The 16,703-nt window shown below is 72.2% G+C and carries 10 protein-coding genes and 2 pseudogenes; 7 read left to right on the top strand and 5 right to left on the bottom strand.

Annotation, left to right across the window (positions count from 1 at the left end):
* Nucleotides 1-10 precede the first annotated feature (10 nt).
* Both GQF42_RS37265 and GQF42_RS37260 read right to left on the bottom strand, forming a co-directional pair.
* Entirely contained in the window at nucleotides 11-691 is a 681-nt protein-coding gene (locus GQF42_RS37265; RefSeq protein ID WP_199272926.1) for a 4'-phosphopantetheinyl transferase family protein, read from the bottom strand.
* Nucleotides 639-1,544, bottom strand: coding sequence for a metallophosphoesterase family protein (locus tag GQF42_RS37260; protein ID WP_158927325.1), 906 nt, complete (start codon nucleotides 1,542-1,544; stop codon nucleotides 639-641). Before GQF42_RS37260 ends, GQF42_RS37265 begins: the two co-directional genes overlap by 53 nt.
* A 271-nt stretch (nucleotides 1,545-1,815) precedes the next feature.
* Here GQF42_RS37260 and GQF42_RS37255 point away from each other — a divergent pair, with 271 nt between their 5' ends.
* Entirely contained in the window at nucleotides 1,816-2,940 is a 1,125-nt protein-coding gene (locus tag GQF42_RS37255) for an ATP-grasp domain-containing protein (protein WP_158927323.1), read from the top strand.
* A 98-nt stretch (nucleotides 2,941-3,038) separates the two neighbouring features.
* On the opposite strand, the gene GQF42_RS37250 is transcribed toward GQF42_RS37255, so the two are convergent.
* Both GQF42_RS37250 and GQF42_RS37245 read right to left on the bottom strand, forming a co-directional pair.
* Complete coding sequence (locus GQF42_RS37250; protein WP_158927321.1) at nucleotides 3,039-6,083, bottom strand: glycoside hydrolase family 38 N-terminal domain-containing protein; 3,045 nt, start codon at nucleotides 6,081-6,083, stop codon at nucleotides 3,039-3,041.
* 55 nt (nucleotides 6,084-6,138) lie between these two features.
* A complete protein-coding gene (locus GQF42_RS37245; protein WP_158927319.1) occupies nucleotides 6,139-7,476 on the bottom strand; it encodes a 6-phospho-beta-glucosidase in 1,338 nt (445 codons plus the stop codon).
* 412 nt (nucleotides 7,477-7,888) lie between these two features.
* Here GQF42_RS37245 and GQF42_RS37240 point away from each other — a divergent pair.
* The 5 genes and pseudogenes from GQF42_RS37240 to GQF42_RS37220 form a co-directional block, all read left to right on the top strand.
* A pseudogene (locus GQF42_RS37240) lies at nucleotides 7,889-8,368 on the top strand (DUF4981 domain-containing protein); the annotation flags it as partial.
* 158 nt (nucleotides 8,369-8,526) lie between these two features.
* Entirely contained in the window at nucleotides 8,527-10,353 is a 1,827-nt protein-coding gene (locus GQF42_RS37235; RefSeq protein WP_158927317.1) for a LamG-like jellyroll fold domain-containing protein, read from the top strand.
* 103 nt (nucleotides 10,354-10,456) lie between these two features.
* Nucleotides 10,457-11,215 carry an IclR family transcriptional regulator gene (locus GQF42_RS37230; protein ID WP_158927315.1) on the top strand — a complete coding sequence of 253 codons (759 nt, stop codon included), beginning with the start codon at nucleotides 10,457-10,459 and terminating at the stop codon, nucleotides 11,213-11,215.
* A 39-nt stretch (nucleotides 11,216-11,254) separates the two neighbouring features.
* Nucleotides 11,255-11,825 (top strand): annotated as a pseudogene (locus GQF42_RS37225) (L,D-transpeptidase family protein); the annotation flags it as partial.
* Nucleotides 11,826-12,031: 206 nt separating this feature from the next.
* Nucleotides 12,032-13,438 carry a glycoside hydrolase family 16 protein gene (locus GQF42_RS37220; protein WP_158927313.1) on the top strand — a complete coding sequence of 469 codons (1,407 nt, stop codon included), beginning with the start codon at nucleotides 12,032-12,034 and terminating at the stop codon, nucleotides 13,436-13,438.
* Nucleotides 13,439-13,520: 82 nt separating this feature from the next.
* On the opposite strand, the gene GQF42_RS37215 is transcribed toward GQF42_RS37220, so the two are convergent.
* Entirely contained in the window at nucleotides 13,521-14,432 is a 912-nt protein-coding gene (locus GQF42_RS37215; RefSeq protein WP_158927311.1) for a helix-turn-helix domain-containing protein, read from the bottom strand.
* Between the two features lie 145 nt (nucleotides 14,433-14,577).
* On the opposite strand from GQF42_RS37215, the gene tkt reads away from it, so the two are divergent.
* Entirely contained in the window at nucleotides 14,578-16,653 is a 2,076-nt protein-coding gene (gene tkt, locus GQF42_RS37210; RefSeq protein WP_158927309.1) for a transketolase, read from the top strand.
* Nucleotides 16,654-16,703 lie beyond the last annotated feature (50 nt).

Below are 16,703 nucleotides of genomic sequence, written 5' to 3'. Positions count from 1 at the left end.
TGCCGGGGCGTCACGCGTGCGGTACGACCACGGCGGTGGCCACCAGCGCGTCGCGTACGGCCCACCGGCCGTCGAAGGCCTGGAGCCTGCGGCCCGCGACCAGGGGGCCGGGGACGAGGAGTTCGGCGTGCAGGGTGCCGTGCGCGGCGCCCTCCGGATCGGTGTGCAGGGTGATGTCGGCCTCGGAGAAGTCCAGCCACTTCCGGGTCAGCGGGAACCATGCCTTGTAGACGGACTCCTTGGCGCTGAACAGGATCCGGTCCCAGTGCACGGCGGGCCGCTGCGCGGCGAGCCGGGCGAGCCGCTCGGCCTCGGCGGGCAGGAACACGCTGTCGCCGACACCCTCCGGAAGCGGCCCGTGCGGCTCGGCATCGATTCCGAGGGAGGCCAGTTCGCCCGCGCGGACGAGCGCTGCGGCGCCGTAGCCGTCGCAGTGGGTCATGCTGCCGATCAGGCCGGCCGGCCAGACGGGGGCGCCCCGCTCACCACTGACGACGGGCTGGGCGGGCACGCCGAGCTTCTCCATGGCCCGCCGGGCACACCCGCGCACGGCGGCGAACTCACGGCGGCGCTTGGCCACCGCGCGCTCGACGAGCGCCTCCTCCTCGGCGAAGAGCGGCGTGTCCCACAGCGGGTCGTCACGGTGTGCCTCCACGGCCACGACCAACCCCGGGAGCAGCTCCTCGATCACCGGCTTCGACCTCCATCGGCAGGATACTGCGCAGCCGGCCCGGCGGTTCCGGACGCTTGCGCCACTCTCGGGGATAACCCACGGACACCTCCACGAAGCGGACTCCGTCGTGCCAGGTGGTGCGGGGGATGTGCAGATGACCGTAGACCATGGTCGCGACGGGGAACCGGCGGTGCCAGTCGGCGGTCAGCTCGGTGCCGCACCACATGGCGAACTCGGGGTGCCACAGCACCTCGGTGGGATGCCGGTGCAGCGGGTAGTGGTTGGCCGGCACGACGGGCAGGCCCGCGGGCAGCGCGGCCAGTCTGCGTTCGGTCTCGGCGACCCGGGCCCGGCACCAGGCGTCCAGGGTCGGATAGGGGTCGGGGTGCAGCAGGTACTCGTCGTTGCAGACGATGCCCGTGCTCTCCGCGTAGGCCAGGCCGGCGGCCTTGGTGGCGCAGCCGGCCGGCAGCCACGAGTAGTCGTACCCGAGGAAGAGCGGGGCGACGGCGACCGGGCCGCCCGGGCCCTCCCACACCGGGTAGGGGTCCTCGGGGGTGACGACGCCCAGCTCCCGGCAGAGGGCGACCAGGTGCTCGTAACGGGCGACACCCCGCAGGGTGACGGTGTCCTTGGGATGGGTCCACAGGTCGTGGTTGCCCGGCGCCCACAGCACCTTGGAGAAGCGGCCGGCGAGCGTGGCGAGCGCCCAGCGGATGTCGGCCACGGTCTCGGCGATGTCACCGGCCACGATCAGCCAGTCGTTCTCACCGGTGGGGTGCATGCCCTCGACCAGGGCGCGGTTCTCCGGATAGGTGATGTGCAGGTCGCTGATGGCCAGCAGCTGTCCGGCCCCGGCCGTCGACTCCACCCCGTACCCCTTTCCGATCATCCTCGCCCGGACCACAAGAACACATTCCCGGACTCGGTACAAGATGCGCCCCGGCCAGGTGCCCGGGGCCCCCGCGGGTTCGGGAATCCGTAACGCCCGCGTTGCACGCGCAGGCCCTTGAAAGCCGTATGATCGGCCCAACACCGACGATCCAACCTCCCTTTTCGCAGGGGTTGTTCGGTGTCCCTCCTCTCTCCTGCCCGGGCACGGGCCGCTCCGCCCTGCCCGAAATCCCCGAAAGGCGGCCTGCATGCTCTCTCGCGTACGCGTCTGGCTCAACCGCACGTACGCGGAGAACGTCTTCTTCATGGAACAGCTGCGCAGAAATCCCAGCGACCGCGCCGTGGAGATCCATGCGACGCACGGGGACCCCGACTCCCCCGTGCTGGCCGCCGCCGACACCGCCGACCTGGAGCCCGAGGGCCTGTCCCCGGCCGCCTATGTCGAGTACGCGCTCGACCAGTGCGCCCGGCGCGGTATCGACGTGTTCGTGCCCCGGCTGCACCAGGCGGCGATCGTGGCGCACCGCGCGGAGTTCGCGGCGGCCGGTACGGCGCTGCTGGCGCCGACCCCCGAGGCGGTGGCGGTGTTCGAGGACAAGGCGACCGCGTACGAGGCGGTCCGCTCGGTGGGCGTCCCGGTGCCGCCGTGGTGGCGGGTGCACACGGCGGACGAACTCGCCGCAGCGGTGGCGGAGTTGGAGGCGGCCGGGCACAAGGCGTGCTTCAAGCCGGCCGCCGGTGCGGGCGGGGTCGGCTTCCGGGTGATCACCCGCGCCCCGTTGTCGCTGACCCATCTCGCGGGCTTCCCCGGCCCGTACGTACAGCTGGACCTGGTCCTTCAGGCGCTGCGGCACTGCGAGGAGCCGGTGGACTGGCTGGTGATGCCGCGCCTGGAGCAGCCCGAGGTGTCCGTCGACGTCCTCACCGGGCCCGACAACCGGGTGCGGCTCGCGGTGGGCCGCACCAAGAACGGCCGTCGGCGGGGCTTCACCCTGGACGAGCGGTGGCTGGCCCCGGCCCGGCTGATCGCGGAGGGCTTCGGGCTGCACCACCTGTCCAACATCCAGTTCCGTATGTACGGCGACCGGCCGGTGCTGCTGGACGTCAACACACGGCCGGCCGGCGGGCTGCACCAGCTGTCGCTGTGCGGGGTGAACGCCCCCTGGGCCGCCGTGCAGCTGGCGCTCGGCGAGGACCCGGGGGTCGTCGAGCCGCCGTTCCTCGGGCAGGACTACACGGTGGTGGCGGGGCCTCGGCCGTTGCTTCCGGCGCTTCCGCGGCAGCGGACGCAGGAGACCGAGATCCAGCTTCCCGCCGTGCCCGTGCCGCTGCCCGTGCAGGCGGCCTCGGCCGCGCAGGTACTGCCGCTCTAGGCCAAGTGCCGGTCCGCTGCGGCCCGTCGTGCCCGCACGGCGCAGCCGCCCATCGGGCACGGCCCGCGCCCCATAGGAGCACGGGACTCACCGGCGGCTCAGCGTGACACTGCCAGCCGCAGGGTGCGCACCTCGAAGGGCCGCAACCGCACCGGTACGGCGTCACCGTCGGTCTCGGCCGGCTCGAGCGGGCGTTCCAGCAGGTCGGTGACCTCGGCGCGGGCCAGCGGGAAACCGGTGCGCAGGACGCCGCTCGCACGGCCGCCCCGGCATTCGTACAGCCGGACCACCACGTCCCCGGAGCCGTCGTCGGCGAGCTTGACCGCCTCGACGGTCACGCCCTCGCCCTCGGCAAGGACGACGGGCTCGGGCTCGCCCGCCGAATCGGCCACGCGCAGCGGGAGGTTGAGGGCGTAACCCTCGGCCACCGCGTCCTCGATGCCGGCGCCGGGCAGCAGCGCGTAGGTGAGGCGGTGGCGGCCCTGGTCCGCCTCGGGGTCCGGAATGCGCGGGGCGCGCACCAGGCTGAGGCCGACCGTGGTGGTCGTACCCCCGTCCTCGCGGACCGTACGGGTGACGTCGTGGCCGTAGGTGGAGTCGTTGACGACCGCGACGCCGTAGCCGGGTTCGGCGAGGTGCACCCAGCGGTGGCCGCAGACCTCGAAGCGGGCCGCCTCCCAGCTGGTGTTGGTGTGGGTCGGTCGCTGGACGTGGCCGAACTGGATCTCGGCCGAGGAGTGCGGGGCGCGCACGTCGACGGGAAAGACCGCCTTGAGGATCTTCTCCGTCTCGTGCCAGTCGATGTCCGTCTCGAAGTCGATCCGGGCGCTGCCGGCCCGGACGCTGATCGTCTGGGTGATCCGGGAGCCCCTGCCGAAGCAGCGGACCACGCGGATCGCGCCGACGAGGGGTCCCTCCTCGACCACGGTGACCGAGTCGGTCTCCAGCAGCTCGGTGCAGCGGTTGCGGTAGTGCTTGTCGATGTCCCAGGCGTCCCAGAAGTTGGGCAGGTCGGTGTGGAGACGCAGGAGGTTGCCGGGACCGGCGAGGACCTCGCGGCCCGCCAGCAGATCGTGTACGGACGTCAGGGTTCCGTCCTGCGCCACCTGCACCCGGACGATTCCGTTCTCCAGGGTGTGCCCGCTCACCGTCACCGGATGCGGGGGCACGGCCGGGGTGAGGGGCGCGGAGCCGTTTGCGGGCACCCGTACGTACACCGGTGCGCCCTGCGGGGTGCGGACCACCTCGGCGCGCTCGCGGGGGCTCGTGTTGAACACACGGGGCGCACCGGCGCCCAGGGCGGCGACCGCCTCGGCGGTGAGTGCCGTCAACTCCTGTGCCACGCGGGCGTACTCGGCCTCGGCCTCGCGGTGCACCCAGGCGATGGAGGAGCCGGGCAGGATGTCGTGGAACTGGTGCAGCAGGACCGTCTTCCACAGCCGGTCCAGCTTCGCGTACGGGTAGGCGTAGCCCGGCGCGTGCAGCGCGGCCGTGGTGGCCCACAGCTCGGCCTCGCGCAGCAGGTGCTCGCTGCGCCGGTTGCCCTGCTTGGTGCGGGCCTGGGTGGTGTAGGTCGCGCGGTGCAGCTCCAGGTACAGCTCGCCCACCCAGACGGGGGCGTTCGGGTACTCGGCGCGGGCCTTGGCGAAGAACGCGTCCGGGTGCTCGATCTCGACCTTGGCCGAGCCTTCCAGGTCCTTCAGGCGGCGGGCACGTTCCAGGATCTCGCGGGTGGGGCCGCCTCCGCCGTCGCCGAAGCCGAAGGGGGCGAGGGAGCGGTTGGCGCCGCCCTTCTCGGCGTAGTTGCGCACGGCCCGGGACATCTCCTCGCCGCTGAAGCGGGCGTTGTAGGTGTCGATGGGCGGGAAGTGGGTGAAGATGCGGGTGCCGTCGATGCCCTCCCACCAGAAGGTGTGGTGGGGGAAGGCGTTGGTCTGGTTCCAGGAGATCTTCTGGGTGAGGAACCAGTCGTTGCCGGCGAGTTTGGCCAGCTGGGGGTAGGCGGCGGTGTAGCCGAAGGAGTCCGGCAGCCAGACACCCTTGGTCTCGACGCCGAAGTGGTCCATGAAGAACCGCTTGCCGTGCACCAGTTGGCGGGCGAGGGCCTCGCCACCGGGCAGGTTGCCGTCGGCCTCCACCCACATGCCGCCGACCGGCGCCCACTGGCCCTTCGCCACGGACTTCTTGATCCGCTCCCACACGTGCGGGCAGGTGTCCCGGACCCACTCGTACTGCTGGGCCTGGGAGCAGGCGAAGACGAACTCCTCGTACTCGTCGGCGAGCGCGGTGGCGTTGGAGAACGTCCGCGACGTCTTGCGCCTGGTCTCCCGGATCGGCCAGAGCCAGGCGGTGTCGATGTGGGCGTGGCCGACGCCGGAGAGGAGGTGCGCGCTGGCGTGGGCGGGCTTGGCCAGCACCGGGCGCAGGGCCTCGCGTACGGCGGGCGCCGAGCCGGAGACGTCGTCGAGGTCGAGCAGGTCCATGGCCCGGTCAAGGGCGTGGGTGATCTCGTGCCGGCGCGGGTCGTGCTCGCCGAGTTCCCGCATCAGTTCGCGCAGCACCTGCAGGTCGAGGTCGAGGTGCCAGACCTGTTCGTCGAGGACGGCGAGGTCGGCGCGGCGGAACGTGTACAGGGGGCGGTCGCCTGCCGTACGCGGATCGCCGAGCGGGGTCGGGTGGGCGAAGAGGTCCGCGAGGATGTCCGGGTTGGAGGCCGCCTCCACCAGGTACTCGACGGCTTCGCCGCCGGCTGCCGGGCGGGCGACCGGCACGTACTGGTTGAGCGGGTTGACCGCCTTGAGCGGGGTGCCGTCGGCGCGGTGGACGAGAGCCTCGGCCTGGTTGCCGGGCCAGTCCCCGGCGAAGCCGAGGTCGATGACGGCCTCGACGCGCCTGCCGGCCCACTCGGCGGGCACGTCGCCCCGCATCCGGAACCAGGTCGTGCCCCAGGGCGGCCCCCACGGGGTGTCCGTCGCGAACGGCGTGTACACGGCGGCCGCGGCCTCCTCGAACGAGACCGGTTCCCCGGGGGCCTGCCAGGCCGCCACCTCCAGGGGGACGCCGGCGGCGTAGCTCGCGGGCTTGATGCGCTGGTCGTGGAGGCGCGCGACGCGCTCCTCGATGCGACGGCGTTCGTCGTGCATGGCGATCTCCAGGAGGGAGAGGCGAGCATGGGGTGAAAGCGCTTACCGAGAGTCCTCACTCAAGGTACGCGAGGCCAGGATGGACCTCGGTGTAGCCCTCCACCAGTGCGCGCGCGACGGTGACCGAGTCGACCAGCGGGTGCAGCGCGAAGGCCTTGACCGCCGTGCGCCGGGAGCCGGACTCGGCGGCGGCGAGCACCTCGCGCTCGACGGCCTTGACCGAGCAGACCAGCCCGGTGGCGTGCCCGGGCAGCGGAGCGACCGCGACGGGGTGGGCGCCGTTGGCGTCGACCAGGCAGGGGACCTCGATCACCGCATCGCCGTCGAGCGCCGACAGCGTGCTGCCGTTGCGCACGTTGAGGATCAGCGTGGTCCGCTCGTCACGGGCGATGGCCCGCATCAGGGCGAGGGCGACCTTCTCGTAGCCGCCGGACAGATCGTCGGCCTCGCGCTCGCCCGCACCGGCGCTTCGCCGGTTCTCGGCCATGTAGGTGGCCTCGCGCTCGGCCCGGGTGCGGTCCCAGGCCCCGAGAGCGGAGGTGTCCGGGCGCAGGGCCTCGTCGTAGAACCGGGCCTGCTGGTCACGCAGGAAGGCACCCCGGGTCCGCTCGGCCTGCTGGTAGGCGCGTACGGCTTCCCGGTTGAAGTAGTAGTAGTGCAGGTACTCGTTGGGGATCGCGCCGAGCGACCGCAGCCAGTCGGCGCCGAAGAGTCTGCCCTCCTCGAAGGAGCCGAGCAGGGCGGGGTCGGCGAGCAGGCGCGGGAGTTCGTCGCGGCCGGCGACGTGCAGGCCGCGCACCCAGCCGAGGTGGTTGAGGCCGACGTAGTCGATGAAGGCCTGCCCCGGGTCGGCGCCGAGGGCGCGGGCGATACGACGGCCGAGGCCGACGGGTGAGTCGCAGATGCCGATGACGCGGTCGCCGAGATGCCGGGACATTGCCTCGGTGACCAGGCCGGCCGGATTGGTGAAGTTGATGACCCAGGCGTCCGGGGCGAGGCGCGCCACGCGCCGGGCGATGTCGACGGCGACGGGCACGGTCCGCAGGCCGTAGGCGATTCCTCCGGCGCCGACGGTCTCCTGGCCGAGGACGCCCTCGGCGAGCGCCACGCGTTCGTCGTCCGCCCGGCCCTGAAGGCCGCCGACGCGGATCGCGGAGAAGACGAAGTCGGCGCCGGCGAGTGCCGCGTCGAGGTCGGTGGTGGCGGTCACCTCGGGCGCGTCGGGGATCCCGGCGGCCTGTTCGTCCAGTACCCGGGCCACCGCATACAGTCGACGGTCGTCCAGGTCGTGGAGGACGACCTCGGTGACCCGCCCTTCGGCGTGGTCGGCCAGCAGTGCACCGTATACGAGCGGCACGCGGAACCCGCCGCCGCCCAGAATCGTCAGCTTCACCTCTGCACCCTTCCCTGATCCTTGGCCACGACCACGTCCCGTTCCTCCGGCCCGCAGGCCCTCGTCCCGTCCGTGCCGGGGAACGGGGTGGCGTCCGCGAACGGAACGTCCCGGTCGTCCGCCGCGATCATGCCCGTTCGACCGGCACCCCGGCCACGGCCGTGCCCCGCGCCTGCGCGGCGGGCGGGCCGGATCCCGCCCGCACCGGGCAAAGGCCCCTGGATGCTGCCCGCGAAGGCCGTCCTCGCTGCCGACGCGGGCCGGGAGTGGTGCTCACGACGGACCGTTCCGCCGAGCGGCGCAGGTCGGCGGCCGAGTCGTCGTCAGGGGTGCCCGGTGGCCGGTCCGGACGAGCCGCACACGGCGCAAGGGTGGACTGCGCACGCCGTTGCGCACGGCGGGGGCCACGGTGGCGACGGGCACCCGCGTGGCCCACTGGGCGGCCACCGAGTCCACCCCGGCTCTTCAGGGTGGCTTCATCCCGTGGTCCCGGGACCACGGAATCGTGCACCGGGTGAGCGACGGAAGAGCGGCCGGGCGCACCGGCGCCGGGCCGTACGAGCACCGGGAGAGCCGGGCTCCGGTCGGCATCCGGTGTCTGCGGCACGAGGGGATCGTCCTCGTCAACGACCACGAGGTCCGCGGTCTCGGCCGGCTGGCGGCGAGTTGGGAGCTGGTGCGGGCCGACGGCCGGATCCTGACCGCCCCGGCCGAACTGCCCGATCTGCGGCCGGGCGAGACGGCGGCCGTGTCCCTGCCGTTCCGGCTACCGCAAGGCGGCGGGCCGGCGTGGCTGACGCTGCGCGTGACAACGGCGGCGGACGAGCCGCGGGCGCCGCGCGGTACCGAGCTGTGCGCACCCCGGGTCCTGCTGCCGGCGGCTGCCGCGGTCGCGCGGCACACCGGGACCGAGGGTGTCGTACGGCCGTCCTACCCGGCCCCGGCCCCGGCCCCGGCCAGGACGGTCCGCCGGAGTCGGCCGCTGCGCGCCGTCTGACCTCTGAGCGCGTCTCCAACCCCCTTCTGCCCCCTGACTTCTACGGAGCACACGTGTGTACGTCGCATGACCCCGTTCGGGGCGAGGCCGTGCAGGCCGGTGCCGGACGGCGCAGTTTCCTCAGGGCCACCGCGCTGCTGGGCGCCGCCGCCACAGCCGCAGGCGCGCTGCCGGCGGTTGCCGAGGCGGCCGTGCTCAGCGGCCGGCGGCCCGACCCCCAGAGCCGTCGTTTCACCCTCGCGGTGATGCCCGACACCCAGTACCTGTTCGACGGGCCGAGCATCGACCCGGCGCCCGTCGAGGCGTCGTTGCGGTATCTGCTGGAGCACGGGCAGGACGAGAACATCGTCTTCCTGTCCCATCTCGGTGACCTCACGCAGAACGGCGCCGAGGAGGAGTTCGCCGCGATCGGCCGGGCGTTCGGGATCCTCGACGGGGCGGGCGTCGGCTACAGCGTCCTGGCCGGCAACCACGACGTACCCTCCTCGACGGACGACCGGCGTGGCTCGACGCCGTACCTGAAGGAGTTCGGTCCGCAGCGCCTGAGCGGCAGGCCCACGTTCGGGGGCGCCTCCCCGGACGGCTACAACACCTGGCACGTGTTCCGGGCGGCCGGGCGCGAGTGGCTGGTGCTGGCGCTGGACTGGCGGCTGTCGGCCGAGGGGTTCGCGTGGGCGAAGGACGTCCTCGCCGAGCACCCTGGAACGCCGGTCATCCTGACCACGCACGAACTCGTCGCCGAGGACGCCCGGTTGTCGGCGTACGGCGAGCAGTTGTGGGACCAGCTGATCGAGGACCGCGACCAGATCTTCCTGACCCTGAACGGCCACTACTGGCCGGCCGGGCGGGCCATCCGCAGGAACGCGGCCGGCCACGAGGTCCACCTGCACCTGACGAACTACCAGAACCGTTACTTCGGCGGCGCGGCGATGATCCGTCTGTACCGGTTCGACCTGGACCGGAACGTCATCGACGTCAAAACCGTCTCGCCGTGGATCCTCGGCCGCGCCGGCCGGGGCCTGAACGCGCTGGAGCGGCAGGAGATGGAGCTGAGCGGCGACGCGGACCGCTTCTCGGTCGGCATCGACTTCGCCGCCCGCTTCGCCGGCTTCGACCCGGTACGGGCCCGCCCCCCGCGCCCGGTCTCGAAGATGCTGGTCCCCGGCACGGTCGCCTACTGGCGTTTCGAGTCGCCCGTCTCGGGCACCGTCCGCGACGTGTCCGGCCGGGGCAACGACCTCACCGTGGTCACGGTGGGCGACGGCGCGCTCGCCTGGTCGGCCGACCACCACCCGGACCAGCCGGGCCACGGCAGCCTGGAGTTCCAGGGCCACAAGGCGCCGCTGCAGGGCGCGTACCTGCGCACGGTCGACGGTGCACCGCTCAACTCGGCGACGTTCGGGCACGGTTACACCATCGAGGCGTTCTACCGGCTCCCGGCCGACTGGGACCCCGCCCACCACGCCTGGTCGGGCCTCGTCGGCCGCACCGGCACGGGCGGCGCGGCCGGCAGGACCGCGGACGACCCGGACGAACCGCTGGCCACGCTCTCGCTGTCGAACGGCCGTGAGCCGCAGTGGGCGATGCGTCCCCTCAATCAGGAGGGCATCGCCACCAACTGGGGACAGGAGACCCCGCTGGAGACCTGGTGGCACCTGGCGGTCGTCAACGACGGCTCCCACACCACGCTCTACGTCGAGGGCTGCCCGGTCGTCCGCAACCCCAAGGCCCCGGCCGTCGGCATCACCTCCGTCGGACTGCCGTGGTTGCTCGGCGGCTACGAGTACGCCGGAAAGATCGACCAGATCCTGCACGGCCGCCTCGGCGACGTCCGGATCGTCGCGCGGGCGCTGCCCGTCACCGCCTTCATGAACCACTGACCCTGGCCACCTCCCGCACACGTACGCGTCCCCGTACTGTCGGCGGTGGCGCTCTCGTCGGGAGCGGCGGGGCGCGACGGCGACGAGGACGAGGTGGGAGCGGATGGGCGAGCGGTCCGCCGCAGACCGGCTGCTGTCCGTGCTCGCCGCGTTCGACCACGAGCACCCGGCCCTGTCGCTCACGGACATCAGCCGCCGGGCCGGGCTCAGCCTGACCACCGCGCACCGGCTGGCGGGCGCCCTGGCCGCGTGGGGCGCGCTGGAGCGCGACGCGTCCGGGGTCTACCACGTGGGGCTGCGGCTGTGGGAGGTGGCCGCGCTCGCTCCACGCGGCCTCGCCCTGCGCCAGCTGGCGCTGCCGTATCTGGAGGACCTGTACGAAGCGACGCACGAGAACGTGCAGTTGGCGGTGCGCGACGGTACGGAGGTCGTCTACGTCGAGTGGCTGCAGGGCCGTTCGGCGGTGGGCGTGCACATCCGCATCGGCGCGCGCTGGCCGCTGCACGCCACCGGGGTCGGGCTCGCCCTCCTCGCGCACGCCGGTCCGGCTGTGCAGGAGGAGTACTGCTCCGGGCCGCTCGCCTCCTTCACCCCGTACACGATCACCGATCCGGCGCGGCTGCGGCGCGCGCTCGCCGAAGTGCGCCGCTCAGGGGTGGCGGTGAGCGAGCGTCAGGTGACGCAGGACGCGCTGTCCGTGGCGGCGGCCGTCAGCGGCCCGGGTGGTGAGGTCGTGGCGGCCGTGTCGGTGGTGGTGCCCCGCACGGGCGCCCAGGTTCCGGCGCTGGCCCCGGCGGTCCGGCTGGCGGGCCGCGGGATCTCCCGGGCCCTGGGCTGGCGGCCGGAGCACGGCGTGCGCTGACAAGCCCGAGGACGAGAGCCGGCACCCCGGTGACGCTCCGGGCACCGGTTCAGCGACACCCGGCTGGACTTCCGGCCGCAGACCCACTGGGCTATCGGTACGAAGATCACGCTCGGTCTGCGGCTGACGGACGTCGAGGGCGCGGACGCCGTCCACGGCGTTCAGGACAAGGTCGTCGGTTCTCACATCGGCCGCGAACAGATCAGCACGGTCGACCTCGCGACGAAGACGATGACCGTCCGGCGCTCCGGAGCGACCGTCGCCACCCACGCCCGTCACCGGCGGCGACTCCTCACACACCACCTGGTCCGTACTCATGGTGATCAGCGCGCGGTTCAGGCAGACCCGGATGGAGTCCCCCACGGTCGGCCTCGGCGACGAGTGCGACGTCCCGGACGTGCCGCACGCCCAGCGGCTCACCGCCTCCGGCACCTTCGTGCACAGCAACTACTGGGCGTCCACCGCGCTGTTCGGGCACCAGAACACCAGTCACGGCTGCATCGGCCTGCACGACGCCAAGGGGGCGGGTGACACCTCGGTGGACGGCTACAGGTTCCACGACGGCTCGGATCTGTCGTGGGCCGACTGGCGGGCGGGCAGCGCGGTCTGAGCCGGTACGGGCGACTTCACCCGGTGAACTCTTCTGAGAATCAAGGACTTTGCTTGCTTCAAGGCTTGACGGTCGCCGGGGCGGGGAGCACATTGGCGGCGTCGTGAGAGCGCTCTCAATCGCGCGGCGATGGGAGCGCTCTCACCTTTCTCCCGCCCCCCGCTCCCCACTCCCCGTACTCCGTACCCCGTAACCGAGAGGCCCCCATGAGCGCACCCTCCGGCATACCCAGACCCCGCCACCCACGACCCCGCCCGCTGCGACGCGCGCTCGTCGCCGTCGTCGCCACGCTCGGCCTGTCCACGGCCCTCGCCACGGCTGCCACGGCGCCCGCCGACGCCTCCGCGCCCGCACCCCCGTCCGGCTGGACGCAGGTCTTCCTGGACGACTTCGACGGCGCGGCCGGCTCGGGCGTGAACACCTCCAACTGGCAGTACGACACCGGGACCTCGTACCCCGGCGGAGCCGCCAACTGGGGCACCGGCGAGGTAGAGACGATGACGTCGAGCACGAACAACGTCGCCCTGGACGGCAGCGGCGACCTGCTCATCACCCCGCGCCGCGACGCCTCGGGCAACTGGACCTCCGGCCGGATCGAGACCACCCGCACCGACTTCCAGCCCCCGGCCGGCGGCAAGCTGCGCGTGGAGGCCCGGATCCAGATGCCGAACGTGACCGGTGACGCGGCCGCCGGCTACTGGCCCGCGTTCTGGATGCTGGGCGCGCCGTATCGCGGCAACTACCAGAACTGGCCGAGCGTCGGCGAGCTGGACATCATGGAGAACGTCAACGGCCTGAACAAGACGTGGGCCACCATGCACTGCGGCACCAACCCCGGCGGCCCGTGCAACGAGACGACCGGCCTCGGCAACTCCACCGCGTGCCCGAACACCACCTGCCAGTCGGGCTTCCACACCTACACGATGGAGTGGGACCGCTCGGTGAGCCCGGAGGCCATCCGCTTCTACGTCGACGGTGTCAACTACCAGACGGTCACGGCGAACCAGGTGGACGCGACGACCTGGGCCAACGCCACGAACCACGGCTTCTTCGTCATCCTGAACGTGGCGATGGGCGGCGGCTTCCCGGCGGCGTTCGGCGGCGGCCCGACCGGCTCCACCGATCCGGGCCACCCGATGGTCGTGGACTACGTCCAGGTGCTCCAGTCCGGCGGCAGCGGCGGCACTCCCCCGCCGGGCAACCGCGACGCCTACAGCCCGATCCAGGCCGAGTCCTACGACGGCCAGTCCGGCGTCGGCACCGAGACCACCACGGACACCGGCGGCGGGCAGGACATCGGTTACCTCGCGAACGGCGACTGGGCGCTGTACAAGGGCGTGAACTTCGGCTCGGCGCCGGCCACGCAGTTCTACGGCCGGGTGGCGAGCGGGGCCGCGGCCGGGGTGAGCGGCCTGGTCCAGGTACGACTGGACAGCCCCACCAGCACCCCGATCGGCAGCTTCGCGGTGGGCAACACGGGGGGCTGGCAGTCCTGGCAGACGATCCCGGCCAACATCAGCTCCGTGACCGGCACACACGACGTCTATCTGACCTTCTCCAGCGGCCAGCCGGCGGACTTCGTCAACGTGAACTGGTTCGACTTCGGGCACTGACCCAGCCGGCAGAGAAGAGGGTGGCTCCACGCACGCGTGGAGCCACCCTCTTTCCGTCCGCGCACACGTCTGCGCACGCGGCTCAGCGCAGCTCCGCCCGGAACGCCACCGGGGTCCGGCCGGTGTGCAGCTGGAAGAACTTGGAGAAGTTCGCCGCGTCGGGGAAGCCGACGGCCACGCCGACACGGCCGATCGGCAGGTCGGTGTGGGCGAGGAGGCGTTTGGCCTCGAGGATCACGCGTTTGTCGATGAATCCCTTCGGCGTCTCGCCGGTGGCCGAACGGACGGCGCGCACGAGGGTGCGGCGGGAGTAGCCGAGGGCGTCGGCGTAGGCGCTGACGCTGTGGTTGGTGGCGAAGCCTTGCTCGACGGCGTCGCGGAACCGGGTGAAGGTGCTGTCGGTCTGCTGCCGGGAGGCCTCGGCGGAGCTGGCCGCGAGGTGGGCGAGGCGCAGCAGGAACGCGGTCAGGGTGTGCCTGAGGACGGCTGTGTGCAGGCTGAGCGGGAGCGTCGCGGTGTCCTCGTACTCGCGTTGCAGCTGGTCCAGGGAGGCCTGGAGGGCGGCGAGCCGGTCCGGGTCGGGGCGCAGCAGGGGCGGCAGGTCGTAGCGGTACAGGCCGGTGGCCTCGACGGTGGCGCGGGGCAGGAAGCCGGGCTGCATGGTCAGGACGGTTCCGTGGTACGCGGACTTCCGGGAGAAGCGGTGGACCTGTCCGGGTCGGATCCACAGCAGGTCGCCGGCCGAGGCCTCGTACTCGGCGAAGTCGATCATGTGGCGTACGGGGCCCTCGGTGAACAGCATGACGACGTGGAAGTCGATGCGGTGGACTCGCTCCAGCGGGGCGTCGGCGTGCCAGGTACGGCCGGTGCCCATGGGGCCGACCTGCATGCCGACGCGACCGACGGCCAGCTCGGTCGGAAAGGGGAAGGTCCTGATTCCGCCACCGTCGCCGCTCTCGGCACTGCCGCCACCTTGTGGCGTTCTGTCAGCCATGTCCTGTTCGCGCCGTCCATCTTCCGTGATCACTGTCCCAGATTCACCACAGACTGACACACCCCGACCTTCCTTCGAAAAAGTCAGACTTTTAAGTTTGAACACGTCAGGCCAGCCATCCGCACCGAACGAGGACTTCTTGAAGATGACCACGCAGACTTCCGAGAGCTTCGAGTGGACCGACCTCGACCGGCGCGCCGTGGACACCGCCCGCCTGTTGGCGGCCGACGCGGTACAGAAGGTGGGCAACGGCCACCCGGGCACGGCGATGAGCCTGGCACCTGCCGCGTACACGATCTTTCAGAAGGTGATGCGTCACGACCCGGCGGACCCGGAGTGGGCCGGCCGTGACCGCTTCGTCCTCTCCCCCGGTCACACCTCGCTGACCCTGTACACGCAGCTCTTCCTCGCCGGGTACGAGCTGGAGCTGGACGACCTGAAGGCGTTCCGCACGCACGGCTCCAAGACGCCCGGCCACCCCGAGTACGGCCACACCGCGGGCGTGGAGACCACCACCGGCCCGCTGGGCCAGGGCGTCGCCAACGCCGTCGGCATGGCGATGGCGGCCCGCTACGAGCGCGGCCTGTTCGACCCGCAGGCACCCGAGGGCACCTCTCCCTTCGACCACACCATCTGGGCGATCGTCTCGGACGGCGACCTGGAGGAGGGCGTCTCCGCCGAGGCCTCCTCGCTGGCCGGCCACCAGAAGCTCGGCAACCTGGTCTTCGTCTACGACGACAACCACATCTCCATCGAGGGCGACACCGCGACCGCCTTCTCCGAGGACGTCCTGGGGCGGTACGAGGCCTACGGCTGGCACACCCAGCGCATCGAGCCGACCGCCGAGGGCGACGTCGACCCCGAGGCCCTGTACGCGGCGCTGAAGGCCGCGCAGGCGGAGACCGGGCGGCCCTCGATCATCGCCATGCGCACCATCATCGCCTGGCCGGCCCCGAACGCCCGGAACACCGAGGCCTCGCACGGCTCCGCGCTCGGCGAGGACGAGATCGCCGCCACCAAGCGTCTGCTCGGCTTCGACCCGGAGCAGACCTTCGAGGTCGCCGACGAGGTCATCGAGCACACCCGCCGGGCCCTGGACCGGGGCGCGGAGGCGCACGCGGCCTGGGACAAGCAGATCGCCGAGTGGCGCACCGCCTCGCCGGAGCGGGCCACGCTGTTCGAGCGGGTCGGCAAGGGCGAGCTGCCCGAGGGCTGGCAGGACGCGCTGCCGGTGTTCGAGGAGGGCAAGTCGGTCGCCACCCGCGCCGCCTCCGGCAAGGTGCTGCAGGCGCTCGGCCCGGTGCTCCCGGAGCTGTGGGGCGGCTCCGCCGACCTGGCCGGCTCCAACAACACCACCATCGACAAGGCCAGCTCCTTCCTGCCCAGGGGCAACCCGCTGCCCGAGGCCGACCCGTACGGCCGTACCGTCCACTTCGGCATCCGCGAGTTCTCCATGGCCGCGGAGATGAACGGCATCGCACTGCACGGCAACACCCGCATCTACGGAGGCACCTTCCTGGTGTTCTCCGACTACATGCGCAACGCCGTCCGCATGGCGGCACTGATGCAGCTGCCGGTGACGTACGTCTGGACGCACGACTCCATCGGCCTGGGCGAGGACGGCCCGACCCACCAGCCGGTCGAGCACCTGGCCTCGCTGCGCGCCATCCCGGGCCTGAACGTCGTCCGCCCGGCGGACGCCAACGAGACCGCGGTGGCCTGGGCCGAGATCCTGAAGAGGCACGCTGTGAACCCCGCCCCGCACGGGCTCGCGCTCACCCGCCAGGGCGTGCCGGTGTACGCGCCGAACGAGGACGCGGCCAAGGGCGGCTACGTGCTGCGCGAGTCCTCGACCGAGGTCCCGGAGGTGATCATCATCGCGACGGGTTCCGAGGTGCAGCTGGCCGTGGCCGCGCGGGAGGCGCTGGAGGCGGGGGGAGTCGGCACGCGTGTGGTGTCGATGCCGTCCGTGGAGTGGTTCGAGGAGCAGGACCGGGCGTACCGGGACTCGGTGCTGCCGCCGGCCGTGAAGGCCCGGGTCGCCGTGGAGGCCGGGATCGGTCTGACCTGGTACCGCTACGTCGGCGACGCCGGCCGGATCGTCTCCCTGGAGCACTTCGGCGCCTCCGCCGATGCCAGGACCCTGTTTGCCGAGTTCGGCTTCACCGCCGAGAACGTCGCCGCCCAGGCCCGCGCGTCGCTCGCCGCCGCGCGAGGCTGACCCGGGCGCGACATCAGATCCGCGACACAGAAGAATCCGCGACATACGTC

The organism is Streptomyces broussonetiae (genome assembly GCF_009796285.1).
In the GTDB taxonomy this organism is placed as follows: domain Bacteria; phylum Actinomycetota; class Actinomycetes; order Streptomycetales; family Streptomycetaceae; genus Streptomyces; species Streptomyces broussonetiae.
The sequence above is the reverse complement of the archived record's forward strand: the minus strand, read 5'-3'. Positions and strand labels throughout refer to the sequence as shown.